Below are 18,758 nucleotides of genomic sequence, written 5' to 3' on the forward strand. Positions count from 1 at the left end.
ATCGTTCATATCTGATGATTCAGGCATGATGAACGACCAGAATCTGCGTAAAACGTCCTTCTTCCACTAGTGTCTCGGAAACCACGTTAGGAAGCTGAGTGACCAGTTCGGCGAGATTCGCAAGGCCAAGTCCGCGATTGCTGCCTTTGGTAGAGAATCCGGCCTCTTTCAATTTATGGACGCGGGGCAGATCGGGACGGCAATGGTTTTGCACGATAATATGTACGGCTTTCCGGTCTCCGATCAAACCCACGGTCATGCTGCCATGCTTGATCGCTTGTAGTTCTTCGATCGCGTTATCCAACAAAATGCCGATCGCCCGCACCAATGCGACCGAATCGGCGGGAATCGAGTGAATGTCTTCTTTGGCTTCGAAGGTCGCGTCGATTCCCAACTCTTGCGCACGGACCAGTTTGGCCGCGATCAGGCTTTTGATTTCCTTGACCTTGATTCGGCTTAGGGCGTGTCTTCAAACCTCGACGGAAGCAGATTTTGCCGAATTTTCGTGCTGAACAAGGAACTTTTCTGAAGGCGTGCCGGGGCACGTCAAGGGAAAGTGACGCTGCGTTGCCGGAATCGTACACGCTTTAGGTACGAATCCGGGGCAGTGCGAAAAGGCGGTAAAAGATGCACGTTGGCAGGTTTGAAGACACGCCCTAGGTTCTCCAGCTTGAAATTATTGCTTTCCAGATGCTCGGAGGTACGCTTCAGCTGTTCTTCGTAATAACGCTTCAAGCCCGCAAAATCATCTTCTTGCACGAACGCGTCCAACGAGGAAAGGATATTCTGATGGTCATGCCGGAACTTGCGGATCTCGGTATACTGCTGCTCCAACTCTTCCGTATACCGCTGCATCAATCGAAATTCGCTTTCCCGCCGCCGTACTTCGTAGCTTTTGCGCAGCGACTTGGCATAGATGTAGAGCGAGACGAGCGAAATGACCAGATATACGCCGAAAAAGAACAAATTCAACTGGATCAGCTCGATCGTCTCACCAATATAAGCGCTCAGATAAATACACAGATAATAAACGATGACCGTCGCAACTCCGAATCCGGCGACGATTTTTTTCAACCGAACATCGACCTTCTCGTCCCACCGGAAACGTCTCTTCAACGCTCTCAGCACCAAACTACCCGATACGGTAAGAATACTGAGCGAGATCATATAGATCACGTCAAAAGCTGCATTCGTCGGTACATTCAGCGCCGTCTCGATCGTTACGGTAATCGGATCGCTTAACAGCGTCAGAAGAACGGAAGCCGACAACGCAATCAAGACATCCACAATATTCCGATCAAAAGCAGCGATAACCGCAAATAAGCCAATCAGCATAAACGCCGACGCGTAAACCCCAACCACCCCATACAAGTAAATCGACATGAGCGAGACAAGAAAAAATAAAGACATTTGCTTCAAACCTATGACTGCCTTGTCGTTAATAATATGAGTATTGACGAACATCAAAAAAATTTGCAAAAAGCCCGCGACAATAACCAAAACTGCCACCCCTTTTTCAGAGAAAACAAGTTTATTCTATCATCTTTTGGAATCTTTATCTGTTTATCTCCACAAAATAAATAAGCCCTTAGTTCTCCACAGAGAACTAAGGGCTTATAACGTGTCGAGAAAATCCAACGTACCTGGAAGCGAGAAGACGGAGAGAGAAATTCAGGTCAAGACGCCTTTGAACTTAAAAAATTCAACTAAAACTTTAATCAACTTTTCCAAGTGAGACAGCGAATTGACCGAATTTCTCTCGCAGTCTTCTCGCTTCCCGCGCACACCCGACTTTCGAAGGCACGTTGAAAGCCCCCAGCTCTCGTTAGAGAACTAGGGGCGTATTTCACCTACATCAATTCCAACTCCGTCAACAATCGACGAACCAGCAGCGTCATTTCCGCGCGCGTGACCGGAGCTTTCGGCTCCAGTTTGCCTGCGGATTTGCCTTGGATCAGGCCGAGCTTCACCGCTTGGGCGGCGCTGGTCGTGGCCCAATCGGACAGGCTTGCGGCGTCCGTGTAGCTGTTCAGCGCGGACGCTGTATCGGCTGCGGACGGCGCTGCTTTTCCGGCTAGTTCATAAGCGCGCATCAGCATGACCATCGCCTGCTCGCGCGTCATGACGTCCTTCGGACCGAAGCGGCTGCCGCTGTAGCCGGACATCAGGCCGTATTCCGTCGCGGTGCGTACCACATCGTTGTACCAATCCGTCGATTTCACGTCGGCGAACGACGCGTTCGAATCCGCGACCGACTTCAAGCCGAATGCGCGTGCCATCAGCGCCGCGAGTTCGGCGCGCGACATACTGCGCGAAGGATCGAAGCGCGTCGCCGAGACGCCGTTGACGATCAGGCGCGAAGACAGATCGTTGATCGTTTCTTCTGCCCAATGTCCTGCCAGATCGCGGAAGGCCGCGGTGTGTTTGACCGGCAGATAAACGCTGTTGGTCAACGTGCTTGCGACCGCGTACATGATACCGTCTCTCGCTTCGAAGCGGGTCGGCACATGACGCAGACTGCCGTCTTGTTCCATCACGACGACGGTAGATACCGTACGGTCGTCTTCGCCGACCGGAAGGCGCAGTTCCTTCTCCGTCATCTTGGCAAAGCGCTTGATCGATACGGAACGTTTACCGTTGCTCGCCGTCATGTCGAAGGCTACCGGAACGCCTCGCGGCACGGTAATTCCTTCGGCGGTCAGCTGATCGGCAAATTGAGCGTACAAATCGGCGGCTTGACCGACGTTCAGTACGATCTTGATATTTTCCGCGTTTTCGCCGGGGAACGAAGACACTACCGCGTCGGTATCGATCGCGTCGAGTCCCAGACGATAACTTCCCCAATCGCTTTCCAGATTCAGCGATACGCCTTTCGCGGCAAGCTGTTTGACGAGATCGGCATCCAGTTCGATGCCCAGACGCTCCAACTCTCCGGTTACATTCAGCGTAATCTGTTGTCCCTGCTTGATCGTGCTCAAAAGCGCTTCGCGCACCGGATGCGCAAGGATCGTCGGACCGTTCGCTCCCGGCGTAACGTCAACGAGCATTAGGCCGTCCGTTTGCGTGCCGTCGAGTTGCAGCGGAACCTTGATGTCCTTGCCGCCGACCTTCGCATCGACCGCGATACCGCCGATGGTCAACGGTCCCTTAGGCACGTTGGATGCCGGCTTCGTGATCGTGCCCGATCCGCCGCCGCCTGTCGAAGCCGGAGCGATCCATTCGTTCACGGCGACAGCCGCCGAAGAAGCTGTAACGAGCTTCGGCTGAGCCGTCGTACGCTTCACCACGACGATCCGCTCGCCCGGCTTCGCCTTCACGACCTTATCGGCCGGAAGCGCGGTCCAACTGCTTACATTCTGTTCGAATGTCGGCAGCAGCACTTGCGCGGCATCCGAGAACACTTTGTATGCCCATTCGCTTCCGGCCATATTGCCGCCGTGACCGGCGGAATTGATCGAGACGCGAGTCTCGCCTGCTTTGCCTGTACCGACGGTCGAGGCTTTTACCGTGTCCATGTAGTCAGGCGGAGCGCTTCCCGCTTCCGGCGCGGTGACGGACACCACGTCGGTCACGCTAAGCTCCGTGCCCTGCCAATCGTAATCGGCTTGAATCAAGGCTGCGCCGACACGTTTACCGGCTACGGCACCGTTTGCTTCAACACCCGCATTGGCTTCGCCCATGACTACGCTATAGGCGATATCTGCGTTATCCAACAGTTCGCGGGTGCCGTCCGTGTATTCGACATACGTCTTCAGCGTTGCGGTCTGGCTGCCCGCCACGACCGCTTCCGGCATTTCGAGCTTCAATCTGCGAGGCAGCTTGAAGTTGTCGTTCAACACTTCGACCACGGCACTGTTGACGTTACCTGCCGCGTCTTCCGTCTTGATACGCAGACGAGTCTTCAATTTATCCCCGCCGAGCGCGATATTCTGCTTAAACATGCCGTTCTCGTCCGGCGTAAACTGCGCCAACTCCTCGTCGGTATCGGCATCCGTGACCGTCACGGTAGCATCGGTCATCGTCGTGCCTTCCAATAACGCTGCGCCGTTTACTGCGCGGGCGCCCGGTAGCGGAGCATCCAGATAGATCATCGGCGCGACCTTGTCGATCGTCACGTAGAGCATGGTGACCGACGTGTCGCCCGTGGTCTTGTTACGGGATTTCAGTTGAACGGCGTAGGCGCCGTCTACCTCGAACTTGAGATCCATCTTGTTCGTTTTCGACAAATCATACGTGCCCAGCACGCCGTCGTCCGTGGAGGCTTCCACGATTACGCCCGATTGCGGCGAAGTTACGCCGACGCTGATTTCGTTCGAATTTGCGATCACTTCGTATTTGTTATCCACGACTTTTTTGCCGTCCAACGTCAGTTCCGGCCCTTGCGGCACAGGAAGCAGCTTCGGAGCGGAATAAGTCGCCGCAGACAAACGCATGTTGGCATTCGCGTCCGATGCCGGCTTGCGGGCTACCATCACGCCCATTCGGTAGGTCTTGCCCGGCTCCAGTCCGGAATAGCGCACTTCGCTTTCTTCCATCACGATCGTGCCGTCCGCGTTGCGCAAAATTTTGCCGTCCGCGCCCAACTTCGGCGTGCCCAGCTCATTCCAGCCGCCTACCGTTACATGATAACGACCATCTTGCAAGGTAGCTTGCAAGTCGGATTCCGTGTACCCTTCTTCGCCGAACGGATCGTACAAGACGTTCTGTTCGTCCATGGCCGTCAAGACATAGGTGAACTCATCGTCTTCCGCTCCTGTCGGTTTCACCGAAGCCGGGAAAGAGACGTCGAACATGCCGTTACCGATGCTTGTCGCGTCGACCGAGTCCACTGCGCTTGGAGCCAGCGGATCGACCAGCGTGTACGCCTCTTGCGAGGACTTCGCGTCGAAGGCCGATTCGGTCTTCAGTTCGGCGCGCAGATAGTAGTCGCCTTGTTGAATCAGACCGCGCAGATCGGCTCCGCCCAGATAATCGATTCCGTTCACGTCGAAGCTCATCTCGCCCGAGGCGCTGCCGTCGGCCGCGATATCGCCGCTCGATACTTCGATGCCTTTCGCGATCATGATGCCCGGATCGATCGATTCGTCTGCTGTAGGAACCGCCTGCAATTGGTCGGCGGAGAGATACAGATCGACCGTATCGCCCGGCGAAGCATTGGCTACCGTCCAGCGCGCCGTGAATTTGTCGCCGTCTTGCGCGTCCGTGGCAAGGCTTGCTGCCGACAGACTAGGCAGAACCGGGATATTCATCAGCTTGGACTTCACCGATTGGCTCGAAGTCAAGGTCCAGTCGCCCGTGTTCGCGTCCGATTGCGGAAGCGCGATATAGACGCGGCGCGTGTCCGTGCCTTGCTGCTCTTCTTTTTTGGTGACTTGGGTGCCGTCGCTCTTCAGATCGCCTTCTTTCGGCGCTTTGATGATCTGTTCGAACGCCGTCGCCGTTTTGTCGGACGCTTCGCCGAACACGATGTCGTAAGAAGAACCGTCGGCGCGTTTGAGCGTCAAGGTAGGGCGCGTCGTCGTGAAGTATTCCACTTCGAGCAGCGCGTTGCCCGTGATATCGGAAGTCGGGACGATATGCTTTTTCCCGCCGTCCGACGTGCGAATACCGCCGATGCCGAGGTTCTGCGAGCTGTCCTCGATCATGTCGATCCCTTCCGCAACCGCCGTATAACGGATCTCGTAACGGTCTGTTTCTTCATTTTCCCACGAAGTCGCGAGCGTCTGAATGCCCGTGCCGATTTGCAGCAGTCTAGGTCCTTGTTCCGGATCATTAACCGCCAGATTGATCAGCGCGTCGTTGTCCAGATGCGAACCGTCCGTCATGAACGAGATGCCGCCGCCCCAGTAGTATTTGATGCCCAGCGTCAGGAACAGCAGCGAGATCCCCGCCCAGAGCTGGTCGTTATTGGCGCCTGCACGCACGCCGAAGCCCATGCCGCCGACTACGGGCACCGAGCCCGGAATCTGGATTTTGGAGCTGACCATGCCTTCGAAGTCGACGCGGCCCTTCTCCAAATTTTCGCCGATGAACAGACTGGCGCTGCCGATGATGATATCCCAGCCGCCCACGTCGAGCTGGGCTCTGGCGCGGATAAACATCGGACTAACCCACTGCGTCTGCACCAACGCTTCGGTCAGCATCGGAAGCGTGTCGTCGCCCGAACCGTAGTCCAGAGTGCCGAGAATTTTGAAACCGGTCGCTTTGAGCGTCAGATCGACCGCGCCGGTGAATACCGCAGGCTTTTTGCCGAGTTCCATATCGACGCCGGCTTCCAGCGTCAGCGGAATACGCTCGGTACCTCCGGCGATCGTCATCGCCAATTCGCGAATCGCGCCGCGCAATGCGGAAATCTTGATCGCCGGATTGATCATGATGCCCGGTTCCGGCAGATCGGAACCGAACGCGATCACGTCGGGAATGATCCGTCCGTCCGGCACGCGCTTGAACGCAAGCTCGGCGCTGATCGAGAACAGGTTTTCCAGCTTGCCTTCGAAGTTAATGCCGTACGAGTTCATCACATCGTATTTGTTCGGATCTTTGTAATGGACGATATTGATGCCTCCGGCAATCTTCTGATCGCCGTCGTCCGACTCTTTGATCAAGCCGATGCCTTCGCCGAGCTCGAAGTTCAAAGCCGAATCGATGCCCACGAAGCCCGACTGATTGAACATGACGCTGTTCACTTCGCCGTTGACGATGTACATTTTCACCGCACCGCCGAAAGCGACCCCGTCTTCGCGCAGCACGAAATCGTTCAGCTTCAGCCCGAAGCCCGCCACCGAGAACGTCGGCGTCGAGAACAGCGTATGCTTGTTAAAATACACGTAGGAAACGAGCAGCGTGCGATACGGATTGAGCGCGTCGGCCACCATGCCGTTCGCCCAGCTCAAGCTGCCGTTCAGCGTCGGATCTTCCGGATTGCGGCCTTCTTCCCACGCCTGTTCTTCGTCCGACAGACCCGATTCCGTACCGAGCGACTTGTCGAAGCCGTTGTAGAAATCGACGGTCCATTCGCCGGAGTGGAACACGAAGCCGCTGTTCGCCACGCTCAGCGTACCGTCGCCGCCCACGAACAACGTTTGCAGGAACGGCGTTTCCGTGTTGGCTTTCAGTTCTTCGGCCAAAGCGAATTTACCGAACGACAGCGTCAAATCCTTGCCGCTGTAAGCCACGCTCTTGTTGAGGATAACCGGCTCGGTATCCGCGCGGATCGTGTACTGCGCGTTGGCGCCCGTACCGGATTGCACGATCTTGCCGCGGGCTTCCAACACGATCTCCTGCCCCGCGTCTTCGTCGAGTTCATCCGCGAATTCCTCGAACTGCTTCTCGGTCTCGAATGTCTTCACCGTATACACGGGCGAAGCCGACGGATCAAGCGCGCCCGCGATGTCCAGCGCCGGATCAAGCTTGCGGGAGGCCGCAACCATTTCCTGTTTCGCCGCCGTGAATTTGGCACGATCCTGATTGAGCTTCGTATTGAAGTCCGCGTCCGACAGATTACTGTAGCCGAACGGAAGCGCATCTGCGAACAAATCTTTATCGCCTGCTCCCGCATTCAAATCGAGCGCTGTTTTGTAAACGGCCAAAATACCGGCCTGGCGCACGCGGTTTTCTTCGTTTTGCGTCACCGCAAACGTCTGCTCCGTCGTAAAACTCAACGCTTCCGAGACTTCCGGAATGGTCTTGTCCCGATAGTCCAGCTGGACTTTATACTCACCAAGCGGCAGCGTCGAGTCTTCCAGCGTCTCCAGTGTCGTGCCGTTGGCGTCGACCTTTTCCCCGCCGCGGTATACGAGCTTCAGGTCGCCCGCGAAGCCGTTGCCGAGTGCCTGCGCCGTAACGGAGCGCGTCACGGGAACTTTGTAACGGTCGCCGTTTTTCGCATTGACCAGATACATGTCGAAATTGGCGGCCGTCGAGGTCGCTTCGCTGCCGACATTGTACGCCGCGATATTGGATACGTTCAGGCTGATATATTTTTCGTCCTTGTCGAACGTTTCTTCCGGCGACATGGCGTATACCAGCGTCTGGCGCAGCTCGCCGACCGGCGGCAAGAAGATGAAGTTGGCGCGGGACGATTCGTAGATCGCGCGGATCTCCGTTTCCGGCATGCCTTCGCTTTCGCTGATCGCCGTCTCCAGCTTTTTCTCCGTCTCCGGACTGCTTACCGTTACCATGTACTGACGCGTAGACGGCCAAGCTTTGCCCGTGCCTTTGATCCGCCACTTCGTCGCGACGGTCTCGCCCGGCTTGTACGGAATGTTTTCGATGCCTTTCGCCGCGTCTTCCGGGGAAATATCTTTGCGGAAGGTCAGCTTTTGACTGGATGAACCTAAGGTCTGCCCGTTCTCGTCGACGAAGCTTAGACCGTTCTCCAGCGTCAGCGTTACGTCGATCTGGCTGTGGCTCAAGCCGAACAGCTCCAGATTCTCGATCTCGGTATTCACTTCGAAAATGCCGTCGTTCACGTAGCCGCTCTCGTCCGCGTTGGTTTCCAGTTTCTGCGTCGGATCAAGGAAACGCACGTCGAACACTTTCTCCGGCGCGATGATTTCGCCCAGGCCGTACACCAACTCGAACGAATGCTGCGCGCCCGCCGCGACTTTGTCCGGATTCCAATAGTAAGCGACAGCCGTATCGGCCGTGCCGTAGTCATTGGTGTCCAGCGTAAAGTCGAGGTTCTCGTCCGGCTCGTAATCCCATTTGCTGCCCGCCAGATTTGCCCAGTGCCCGACTACCATCTCGTCGACGATATTGATTCCGCCTTCGAACAGGTTATTGAAGCCGTAAGCGATCACGTTGGTCGCCAGCGGATTGGTCGGATCGAGCTTGTCGCGCATGACCCAATAAGCCGGCAGTTTGTGCAGATTATACGCCTGCTCGTCGACCGTCTTGTCGTAGCCGAGCGTCTCCGGTTCGTGAACCAGTTTGCGCTCCACCGTCAGCGGAACGGAATAGTTCTGGCCGATCTGGAACGCCGGGCCGTCGTTGCCGCCGACCGAAGTGTCCAGCAGCACGCGCGAGCCGATCTCGACCGTCGAAGTCGATTCGTTGTCCACGACGTACTGAACCCGGACGTTGCCGCCTTGTTCCTTATCGTCCTTCAGGATCAAAGTAATGACTTGACTGATTCTGATGCCTTTGATCGTCCAAACGGTCACCAGACTTTGCGTGCCGTCGGTGCCGGTTACGGCTTTCGGCGCGTCCAGCTTGGACTCCCAGTTCGGAGCCAATTTGTACGGATTGCCGAAAATCAGATCCGTGCCGTCGATGCGGAACGTCGTGAACGACGTCTCCGGGTTATCGCCGCCGTAGATCATGTCGACGCCGTTGTCCTTTTTGCGGATCGGTTGGCCTTCTTCGGTACGAATGCTGAAGCGTCCGGTCTTGTTGTCCACCGTCGCTTGAATAAATCCGTTGCGAATAGAGGTTGTGTCCTCCGTATTGATGACCTCCGCCAGCGCCTGCAAAGGCAGCGAGACCAAGAGCATGATCACGGCCGTAAAGGCCGCGATCGCTCGAATGATAGGTTTGCGTCGCATGGATGAACTCCTTCCGTCTTCTAGCTATTAATTGACCCGATTGACGAGCAGCGTGGAATAGACACGTTCGCGTTCCTGGTTTTGCACGACGACGGTATACCAGCCTGCCTTCGGCAAAGTGACTTTGAAGTTCTGGCTGACCAACTGCTCGTACGTCACTTTGGTGGCGATATATTTCAGTTGGCCTTCGCGTACAAGACCCGGGAAGTAATAAACGTCGTACGTGCCTTGCTCATTTTCAAGCTTGGTTCCGTCGCCTGTCGTAATCGTACGGAAGTTGTTCACGTTGAACGTAACCGTGCCCGTGTTCAGGATCGCGGTCTCCGATTCGGTATCGGACAGCGGAACGCCGTTGGCCGTCACGAACATGCCGTCCGTCGAGCGGACAAACACCGTTTGCAGCGCGTAACCCGCGTTGCCCAACTGGTCTTTTGCCGTATAACGAATCGTGTGCTTGCCGGTCGTGGACAGGTTCAGCGGTTTCTCGACATATTGACCGCCTTCCAGCACATATTCGGCAGCCGTTACCGTGATATTTTCCGAAGTCGACAGATTGTCGTTCGTCTCGTAACCGCCGAGGTCGGCTGCCAGGTCGAAGTTCGGTTTGTTTTGCAGCACGGTCGCCGACGCTTTGTTCAGACGGATCGTCGGCGCGGTATTGTCGAGATCGGATACGGTAAAGTTGATCGTGCGTTTGTTGCCGAGCACGTCGGAGAGCAGGATCGACTTGGCGCCGCCGCTCGCGTACTCGATGTTGAATGCGGACACGGGAACATTGCCTGCATAGATCGTGTTGCCCGCGACTGAAGATGGCTGCATGTCCAGGCTGACCCGGACTTTGCCGCGAGAATAATCCCGATCGCCGATGCGAACAATCTCGTTGCCCGCAATCTCGCGGCCGTCGTTATCCACGCGAACCAACTTGATCTCCTTCACGTCCGGGATCGAACCGACCAATGTCGAGATCTCTTCGGAAGCCAGCTTCGCGTTATTGCCTGCGGCATCGACCAGCGTGAATCCTGCTTTTCCGTTAGCCGTCATCACGAATGAAGCCTGATTGTTGCCCGCGCCGTTCGACACGACCTGATAATCCTGGACCTGTCCTGCTTTCGGCAGCACTTGAGCCACGACCAGATTGGACGCGATCACGTTGTCCTTGGTCGGAACCGCGAAACGCGTAAACTCGCCGTTCGCATTGTAGCCGTCACCCGCGCTGTCCACCAGGACGGTTCCGCCGTTATAGCGAATGAGCGCTTTGAGGTCGGGATGGTTATAATGCAGCACGATATCCGCTTCCGGCGGCGTGGTGTCGATGTTGTTGACCGTCGCTGTCGCGCTGCCCGTAAATCCAACCGCATCCTCGTACTCGAACGTAAACTCGCCGTTTTCCTTAAACGTCTTGGACGACGTCTTCAGGTTGGTGATCCGGATCGCCTCGCTCGATTGCAGGTTCACCTTCACTGTCCCGTTGGTCGCCGCGATCGTGGAGTATTTAACATTGACGATCGGCGGCGTGTCGTCGAAATTCGAGACCACGATGAACACGATCGATTCGTTCTCGCCGTCTTTCACGTTGAAGGAATAGCTGCCGTTCCGATAAATCTTGAAGCGCTCGTTCGGCTCCAGCGTCTCCGGCATTTCCGGGTTGCCTTCGGTCGGGGTTACGGTCTTGCCGTCCGCCTGATCGAACAAGATTTCCTGGCCGATATTCTGACCGCCGTCTTCGAGTTTATCGCCGCCGCGAATCGGAATGATCTGTTCCAGCGAAGCCAGCGCGTAAGCCGGGGCATCTTGGATTTGTACCGTCGGCGTTACGATGTCGCTCACGTTGTCGTAGTAGCCTTTGAATTTCACCCGGATCTTCGACTTCAAGTTTTCCGGGTCATCCGAATCAACGGGAATGCCCGCGTAGTTCGTGTACGGCATCCAGGTGCTCCAGTTATCTCCGCCGTTCGTGGAAACCGAGTAGAAATACCCTTCCTGCGCCGGAACGTCGACATTCATTTGCAAAATGGCGAGATGGCCGTCAGCTCCCGCATCTTCCGTGCGAATCAAGCTCGCGCTGCCGACAGGCGGATCGCTGCTCAGGTAAAAGGCCGCAAACAGACCGCTTGTGCGATACAGTTTGCCGTTGCCGAGACTGTCTTGCGCATGGATGTACAGTCGGTAGTTGCCGTTATCCTTCTTGTCGTCGACTTCCAGCACGGCAGTTCGGTCGGCCGGAATCTTGCTCCAGCCTTTGCCTTCCGGATCGGGTTCTTTCTCGTCTTCGCCTTTCACGACTTTGATCCATTGGTAACGGATATTCGCGTCGGCTACGCCGCCGAAGTCGGCCAGCGTGTCATGCACCGCTACTTGAACGGTCTGTTGGGCCATCGGATACAGATAGCCTTGCGAACCGAACTTCACTTCAGGCGGCAGGTGGTCGAATTTGTACTCTTTATAATAGTAGTAATAGCGTCCGGTATCCTGCTGCTTGATGCGCACATGCGCGTACCAGGTGCCGTTGATGTCCTTGTCCGCCGGGAATTTGTAGCGCGAAGCGGCTTCGTCGCCCAGCTTCGTTTCCTTCGGCTCTTCTTCGAACGCGGTCCAATCCGCATTGCCTACCGGACGCTCGGAGCTTTGGGTGTACTGGTACTCGGCCGTGTCGATCGGAACGCCGGCGATGGTGAAATCCGGTCCGTCGTTGATCGCGTAGTCCGTCGTATAGCTTTTAAAACGGGTCGTAATGACCAGCACGTCGACGGCTTTCGGCTCGGCGATTGCGGAGTGGCCCGCAACGTCTTCCGCCTTGGCGTGCAGCTCGTAACGTCCGCCTTTGGCAATCGCCGGATCGTTCAGCGTAGATACTTCCGCTTGTCCTTGCGCGTTCAACGGGGCATCTTGCCAGCCGGAATCCGTAGGCTGTCCGCCCACTGCCGTAAACTGGTACTGGATCTTATCGTTCTTGATCGAAGACGTCGGATCTGCGGCCTTGACCGTGATCTTGACGTTGTCGGAATTGTTGTCCGTCACATCGGCGATTTCCACGGTCGGATCGTCGTTATCGATCTTGAGCAGACCGACGCTGTACGACCAGTTGGAATCGTCGTTTTTAAAATCATTCAGAGGCCATTGCGAGACGTTGCTGTAGTCGGACAACGTCGGCAAAATGTTGCGGCGGTAGTTGTCTTCTTGCTCGGCCACCGTCGCTTCCGGATTTTGCGCCAGATAAGCCGCGCGTTCCGTGCTGCCTTTGTCGTACTGCATGCGCTGGCGGGCGGAATCCCAGCTCATGTCCGCCGTCCACACATGCAGATACCAATTGCCGTTCAACTGCGAAGGATCTCCCGGCAGTTCGATCTTCGCGCCGTTCTGGGCAGCCGACAGTTCGATGCCGTCAAAGCCCGACGGATACAATTCTTCCGAAGGCTGCTTTTGCGTCAGCGAGTAACGCTTCACTGCCGCGAAGTTGTCGTTTTGTCCGGCTAACGGATCTGTCGGATCTTGGTTGAGAATGTAATAAACGAGACCCGAACCGCTGCCCGGACGGAACAATCCTTGGCTGTCCGTGCCGTTCAACTGCGGATCGAAGGCGTTGACGATAATCGATCCGTTGCCCACGTATTGCCCTTCCGGGATCACTTCGCCGTCCTGGTTCTCGTAGACGAAGTTCACTTGAGGCGCCGTGTTATCCACGGACAGTCCGGCCCAAGCAATCGACTTGACCGGCTCGACAAGCAGGTTGCCCGCATAGTCAGTCAGCGCCTTACCGTCACCCGGATTGGAAAGGTGCTCAAGCGCCGCGGTTTCCAGCAACGCCGTCTCTACGGTCTGCCCCGCAGGCACGTTCATGCGGAACGTCCAGGTGTTGGTGTTCTGTCCGCTGACGTAAGCCGCAGTCATGCCGTTGGTGAATCGCAGCTGCGTATTTTCGGTCGGCGCGTAGGCGCTGACGACCTGCTCGTTGAGGTACACGTTGAAATCGACGACGTCGCCTTTGTTCAGCACGAGTCCCGTGAGGACTTCGGGCTGCACGCCGTTGCGGGAAGCCGAGTATTTCGGTTCTCGCGCGTCGATGATCGTGCGGTAGGTGCCATTGCGATAGGCATTGTCGGCGAAAGGAACGGTGCCGATGCCCGTGAAGTTCGCAACCGGGTTGCCCGCGCCGTCGACAAAGCCGGCGGCATTCAAACGCTCCAGCAGCGTCGGACGGTCCGGCTCGGAAGCGGCGATCAGGCGCTGCGGGTCGAGCGGTACGTTGCCGGTGCTGTCGTTCTGCGCGGCTTGGTAGCGCAGGTTGAAGGTGGAGCGCGAATTGTTGGTTACGTTCAGACTGTTCAATCCGAAACTTCCGTAGCCGGGATCGCTGCTCGTCAAGTAGTAGACGGACGGATCAAAGCCGTCACCCCCCGGATTGCTGAACAGTTCCGTGCGCAGGAAGCTGAAGTTGTTATCTACGCGCTCCGATGCGTCTTCTGCAAGCCACGGAAAGACCGGTTCGCTGAAGTTCAACGCCAAATTAAGCGCACTCCCCTGCTTCAAGAACAACTCCTCTTTTTGAACAGCGGGATCGCCGTTATAACGTACAACTCCGCTATGGGTAAGGTTGCTGCTGTTAAAAGCTGGAGGAGTAATATCAGCGAAGAAAAGCTCGACATTATCGATGCTTTTTATAAAACTTCCGGTTAAAGTAATCTTAATCACGTCGTCCGGTCCGAATGGAATCCACGAAGAATTGAACTTTCCTCCTTCCGGAACAGATGCACTATATTTCTCTTTGTTGTTTACAGTCACAATGGCAATGGCGTTCCAGGCATCAGCTTTCCCCGTTCGAAAAAGCATTTGGGCGCCACCGCCTGCTGCTAAACGTTTGAGTTGCGGGTTCGAATTCACATTGATCGTACTTTCCAATTGATTGATAATAAAGGAATCAAAGACTACGCTTTCTGGCCCCAACGTTCTCAAACGCTCCGATGTATGGGATGTGCCCGGTGCTTTTCCGCGGAAAATACCGAAGTTGTTCCCTTCATCGTTTTTCACGTTTTTATCCCAATCGCTCATATCCCCGCGGTTCAAAATCTTCCCTCCGCCGTTCGGAATATACACGTCCTGATACTCCGCAGCCGCCGAAGCCTTAGGCAGCGGCGACCAGCTCGCGGACGTCAATACGAGCACCGCAGCAAGCAAGCAAATGCCAAACTTTTTCAACATGCAAAAACTCCCCTTCTCTTTGTTATGCCTTCCAAGTCTTAAGCAAATTGCGAATCTCTTCCGCGGTGACGCAGATATGGATGCCGCTCATCGTTCGAAATGATCCCGAGATCAGCCCGATCACGCGACCGTCTTCGCTAAGCAGCGGCCCGCCGGACATGCCGGACGATACTTGAGCAGAGGTCAGCAGTCGGATCTCGCCGTTCACCTCGGCTTTCGGCGCGTTGACGATCCCCTCCGTAATGATCTTGCCGTCCTTCAACGGATAACCGATCGCGAACGAGCGCTGACCGTAACGGGCAGGCGACTTTTCAGCCGCGAGCGCAAGCGTCGTTCGTTTGCCCGCGTTCGCGACCGACAACAGCGCCACGTCCGCTTCTTCGTCCGACTTCAGAACGGTTACCTTGCGCACGGCCCCGTCGTCGAACACGGCTTCGAACGTCACGCCGTCTTCCACCACGTGAGCCGCGGTCAGCGCTTTACCGTTTCCCGTCAAAAAGCCGGAGCCGACCGTCTTGAGCGTCCCGTCCTTCCGATAAGCTTTCAAGTAAAAAACGGCCGGAGCGCTGTCTCGATAAGCCTTTTCCGCTCCCGAGACACTCTCCTGCCCGACTGCTTCAGCGCGTGCCTCGGTCGCATGGACCGTTCCGCCCAGCACGCTGACTGCGATCACGGCGGCTGCAATGCCCCCGATTCTTCCCCTCATGTTCCAACCCCCGTCTTTCCATGATTTATGCAAATGTAGTACGAATTCATCTTCGAACATTGCGCATGCTGCGATACTGCTCGCTTGCTTCACAGTGTACTTCATCACAATAAACAAGCAATAAACAGACGATTCCGCGAAATGTGATTGCGCCGCCGAAACATTATCCGCTACAATGCCCATATCGCATCAGACACCCAGATTCTCTTTGCCAAAGGAGCTTAATTCGTGTTCTTAAAACTATCCGGCGTTCTTCTGACTGCCCTGCTCGCCGCCACCGTCCTGCTCTTATCCACCTTCAACGAGCCTCAGCCGGCAGCGCTTCATGCTCAAGAAGGGGTCATGGATTTATCCGCCTGGAATCCCGAACGCGATCCGCGCATCCGATTGGACGGCGAATGGGCGTTTTATTGGGAGCGCCTGCTTCCTTACGAAACTCCGGCCCGAGCCGGACTGCTTCCGAATCCCGATACGTTCGCTGATGTACCGGGCTCTTGGGGCGGCTTGGAACCGGACGGACGCTCCCTTCCCGCGCACGGCTTCGCCACCTATCGCCTCGTCCTGAAAAACGCGCCCTTCCACGGCATGCTGGCTTTGAAAAAAATGAATATCCGTTTTGCCAGCGAAATCTACGTCAACGGGGTTCGCTTGCTCGAAGACGGACAGGTAGCGGACACAGCCTCCGATTACCGGCCGGGCAATTCGCCTCAGATCGGCTTTTTCCCGTACGAAGGCGGCGATATCGAAATTCTGATCCGCGTCGCCAACTACGATTACACCGATTCCGGCATTCCGGGACCGCTGTTTTTCGGCAAACAAGGGGCGATGCTGGCTCAGGATCAATCCGGCAAGGTCGTCGAATTCGGCGTTCTGGCAGTACTGACCACGATCGCCATCATTTTCTTGATTAGTTACATCGGGTCGGCGGTATACCGCAATCGCGACGATTCCCTGCTGCTGTTGGGTCTGATCTGTCTGTTCTACGCGCTGTACAACGGCATGATCAGCGAGCGCGTCTTGTCCATGCTCGGCAGCGAATTGTCGTTCAGTACCTTTTACAAACTCAAAGACATCTGTTCGGTAGCTTGCCTGGGACTGCTGACCTTGTACTTCTATCGATTCAAAAAAGGCATCTTGTCAAAGCCGTTCGCGGTCGTTGCATTGTCCATATTCGGAGCGTACATCGCGCTTGTCGCGCTGCTGCCGATCTCCGTGTATACGCTCGCGGCCCCGTTCGTGATCGTGCTCTATACCTTAATGCTGCTATGGCTGCTGTACAAATGCGCGCGGCAGTTCATAACCAGCCGGCCCGGCGAGCAATTCCCGGCCTTCCTGTGGTACGCGTCGATTCTGTGCATGACGGCATACTGTTTGGACATTAATCTGTTCTCGATCTCCCTCAAGGAAAACATGAATATCGGACAGGCCTGCATCGTGCTGTTCAGCGTATTGATGCTGTTCTTGGCCGTACTGCGCTTTTTCGAAGCCTATCTCACCGTTCGCACGCTCAAAGACCAATTGCTGCTGCTCGACAAAGTAAAAGACGATTTCCTGTCGAGCACCTCCCACGAGTTGAAAACGCCGCTGAACGCGATCGTCAACATCGGCGAAAGTCTGCTAAAAGGAGCCGAGGGCTCCCTCACCGATCAACAGGCGCATAATCTGGCGATTGTGACGGGAAGCGGACGGCGCCTTACCTATCTCGTGGACGAACTGCTGGACTATTCCAAAATGAAACATGGCGACATCCCGATCCATCGCTCCGCCATTAATCTGTCTTCGTTTGTCGAATCGGTCGTTCGCATGCACGCCTTCCTGTTGGGTTCGAAAAAAATCGAGCTGCAAAACCGTATTCCGTCCGACTTTCCCGCGATTCAAGCAGACGGCAACCGATTGATTCAAATTCTTCACAACCTGGTCGGTAACGCGATCAAGTTTACGGAAAGCGGTACAGTGAGCATTCAAGCGTCCGTCGTTGCAGGCCAGGCCGAGATTCGCGTGTCCGACACGGGTCGCGGGATCGCTGCCGAAAAGCTGGAGCATATCTTCCTTCCATTCGAACAAGAAGGAGCAGCCGGCCCGACGGGAGGCACGGGGCTCGGGCTTAGCATCACCCGCAAGCTGGTCGAGCTGCACGGCGGAACCATCCATGCGGAATCCTCGCCGGGAAAAGGAGCGACCTTCGTGCTGACGATTCCTCTAGCAGACGGCAAAGGGGAATCGTCCGCCAAAGCACCTGTACTCCCCGAAGCTGCGACCGATTCTCCGAATCGCATGCTCCGATACGCCGAGCCCGTGATCGTATCGGGACGACGCGGCGAATGGATCGTGGTCGTGGACGATGATCCGGCCAATTTGCAAACGATCGTCAATCTGCTCAAACTTGAAGGGTATAGTTATGCCGTGACTTCGCGTTCTCCATCCGTGCTGGAGCTGCTTGATCTGCTTCCGGAGGTTCATCTGGTCGTGGCCGATATCATGATGCCGGACATGTCCGGGTACGAGCTGCTGGAACGGATTCGCACGCGGTATTCCCCTTCCGAACTGCCCGTGCTGATGCTGACGGCAGGCAATAAAGCGCATCAATTGAAGCTGGCTTTGGAAAAAGGAGCGAACGACTTCGTCGCCAAACCGTTCGAGTCGGAAGAATTATTGGCGCGAATCGGCAGTCTGACGCGGATGAAGACATCGGTACAGGCCGCTCGGGCGGCGGAGATTTCATTTTTGCGTTCGCAGATCAATCCGCACTTCCTGTACAATGCGCTCAACGCGATCGCGGAACTATGCATCGATGCTCCCGACCAGGCGGAGCAGTTGATTCTCCAATTGTCGAGTTATCTGCGCCGCAGCGTGCATTTCAAGCACCTGGATTCGCTCACCAGCCTGCATAACGAGCTGGAGTTGATCCATGCCTATGTAGCGATCGAACAGGCCCGATTCGGTTCTCGCCTTGAAGTTGTAATCGACGTGGATGTCGACGTGGAACGAGGCATGAATATCCCGCCGCTCACGCTGCAACCGCTGATCGAAAACGCGATTCGCCATGGTTTGATGTCCCGGATTAGCGGCGGGCGCGTGACGCTGTCGATTCGCAATTTGAACGAAAACGAGACACGCTTTACGATCGAAGATAACGGATGCGGGATGACCGAGCAGCGGATCGAAGAAGTGTTCGAGAGCGCTGACGGAGCACGCGGCGTGGGGCTGTGGAATATTTCCAGCCGCTTGAAACTGTTGTACGGCCGAAAGCTGCGCTTGGAGAGCACGGACGGGGAAGGCACAATCGTTGCATTCGACCTGCCCCGATAAGT

6 protein-coding genes are annotated in these 18,758 nt (G+C 56.0%); 1 reads left to right on the forward strand and 5 read right to left on the reverse strand.

Translation table 11 applies throughout. The annotated features are described in order from the left end of the window. Positions 1 to 19: 19 nt before the first annotated feature. The 5 genes from SACSAC_RS06145 to SACSAC_RS06165 all read right to left on the reverse strand — a co-directional run bounded on the left by SACSAC_RS06145 (position 20) and on the right by SACSAC_RS06165 (position 15,447). Positions 20 to 394 (reverse strand): GHKL domain-containing protein, encoded by a 375-nt coding sequence (locus SACSAC_RS06145; protein ID WP_037284597.1) that lies wholly within the window; start codon positions 392 to 394, stop codon positions 20 to 22. A 152-nt stretch (positions 395 to 546) separates the two neighbouring features. Then, positions 547 to 1,410 (reverse strand): hypothetical protein, encoded by an 864-nt coding sequence (locus SACSAC_RS06150; RefSeq protein ID WP_156950958.1) that lies wholly within the window; start codon positions 1,408 to 1,410, stop codon positions 547 to 549. Positions 1,411 to 1,850: 440 nt separating this feature from the next. After that, entirely contained in the window at positions 1,851 to 9,545 is a 7,695-nt protein-coding gene (locus tag SACSAC_RS06155; RefSeq protein ID WP_037284603.1) for an S-layer homology domain-containing protein, read from the reverse strand. A 27-nt stretch (positions 9,546 to 9,572) separates the two neighbouring features. Beyond that, positions 9,573 to 14,741 (reverse strand): hypothetical protein, encoded by a 5,169-nt coding sequence (locus tag SACSAC_RS06160; protein WP_037284606.1) that lies wholly within the window; start codon positions 14,739 to 14,741, stop codon positions 9,573 to 9,575. A 22-nt stretch (positions 14,742 to 14,763) separates the two neighbouring features. Then, complete coding sequence (locus tag SACSAC_RS06165) at positions 14,764 to 15,447, reverse strand: S1 family peptidase (protein WP_169833752.1); 684 nt, start codon at positions 15,445 to 15,447, stop codon at positions 14,764 to 14,766. A gap of 228 nt (positions 15,448 to 15,675) precedes the next feature. On the opposite strand from SACSAC_RS06165, the gene SACSAC_RS06170 reads away from it, so the two are divergent. Then, on the forward strand, positions 15,676 to 18,756 hold the full coding sequence (locus SACSAC_RS06170; protein ID WP_037284611.1) for an ATP-binding response regulator: 3,081 nt from the start codon (positions 15,676 to 15,678) through the stop codon (positions 18,754 to 18,756). The last annotated feature ends 2 nt before the right edge of the window (positions 18,757 to 18,758 follow it).

The sequence above is a fragment of the Saccharibacillus sacchari DSM 19268 genome, assembly GCF_000585395.1.
Taxonomy (GTDB): domain Bacteria; phylum Bacillota; class Bacilli; order Paenibacillales; family Paenibacillaceae; genus Saccharibacillus; species Saccharibacillus sacchari.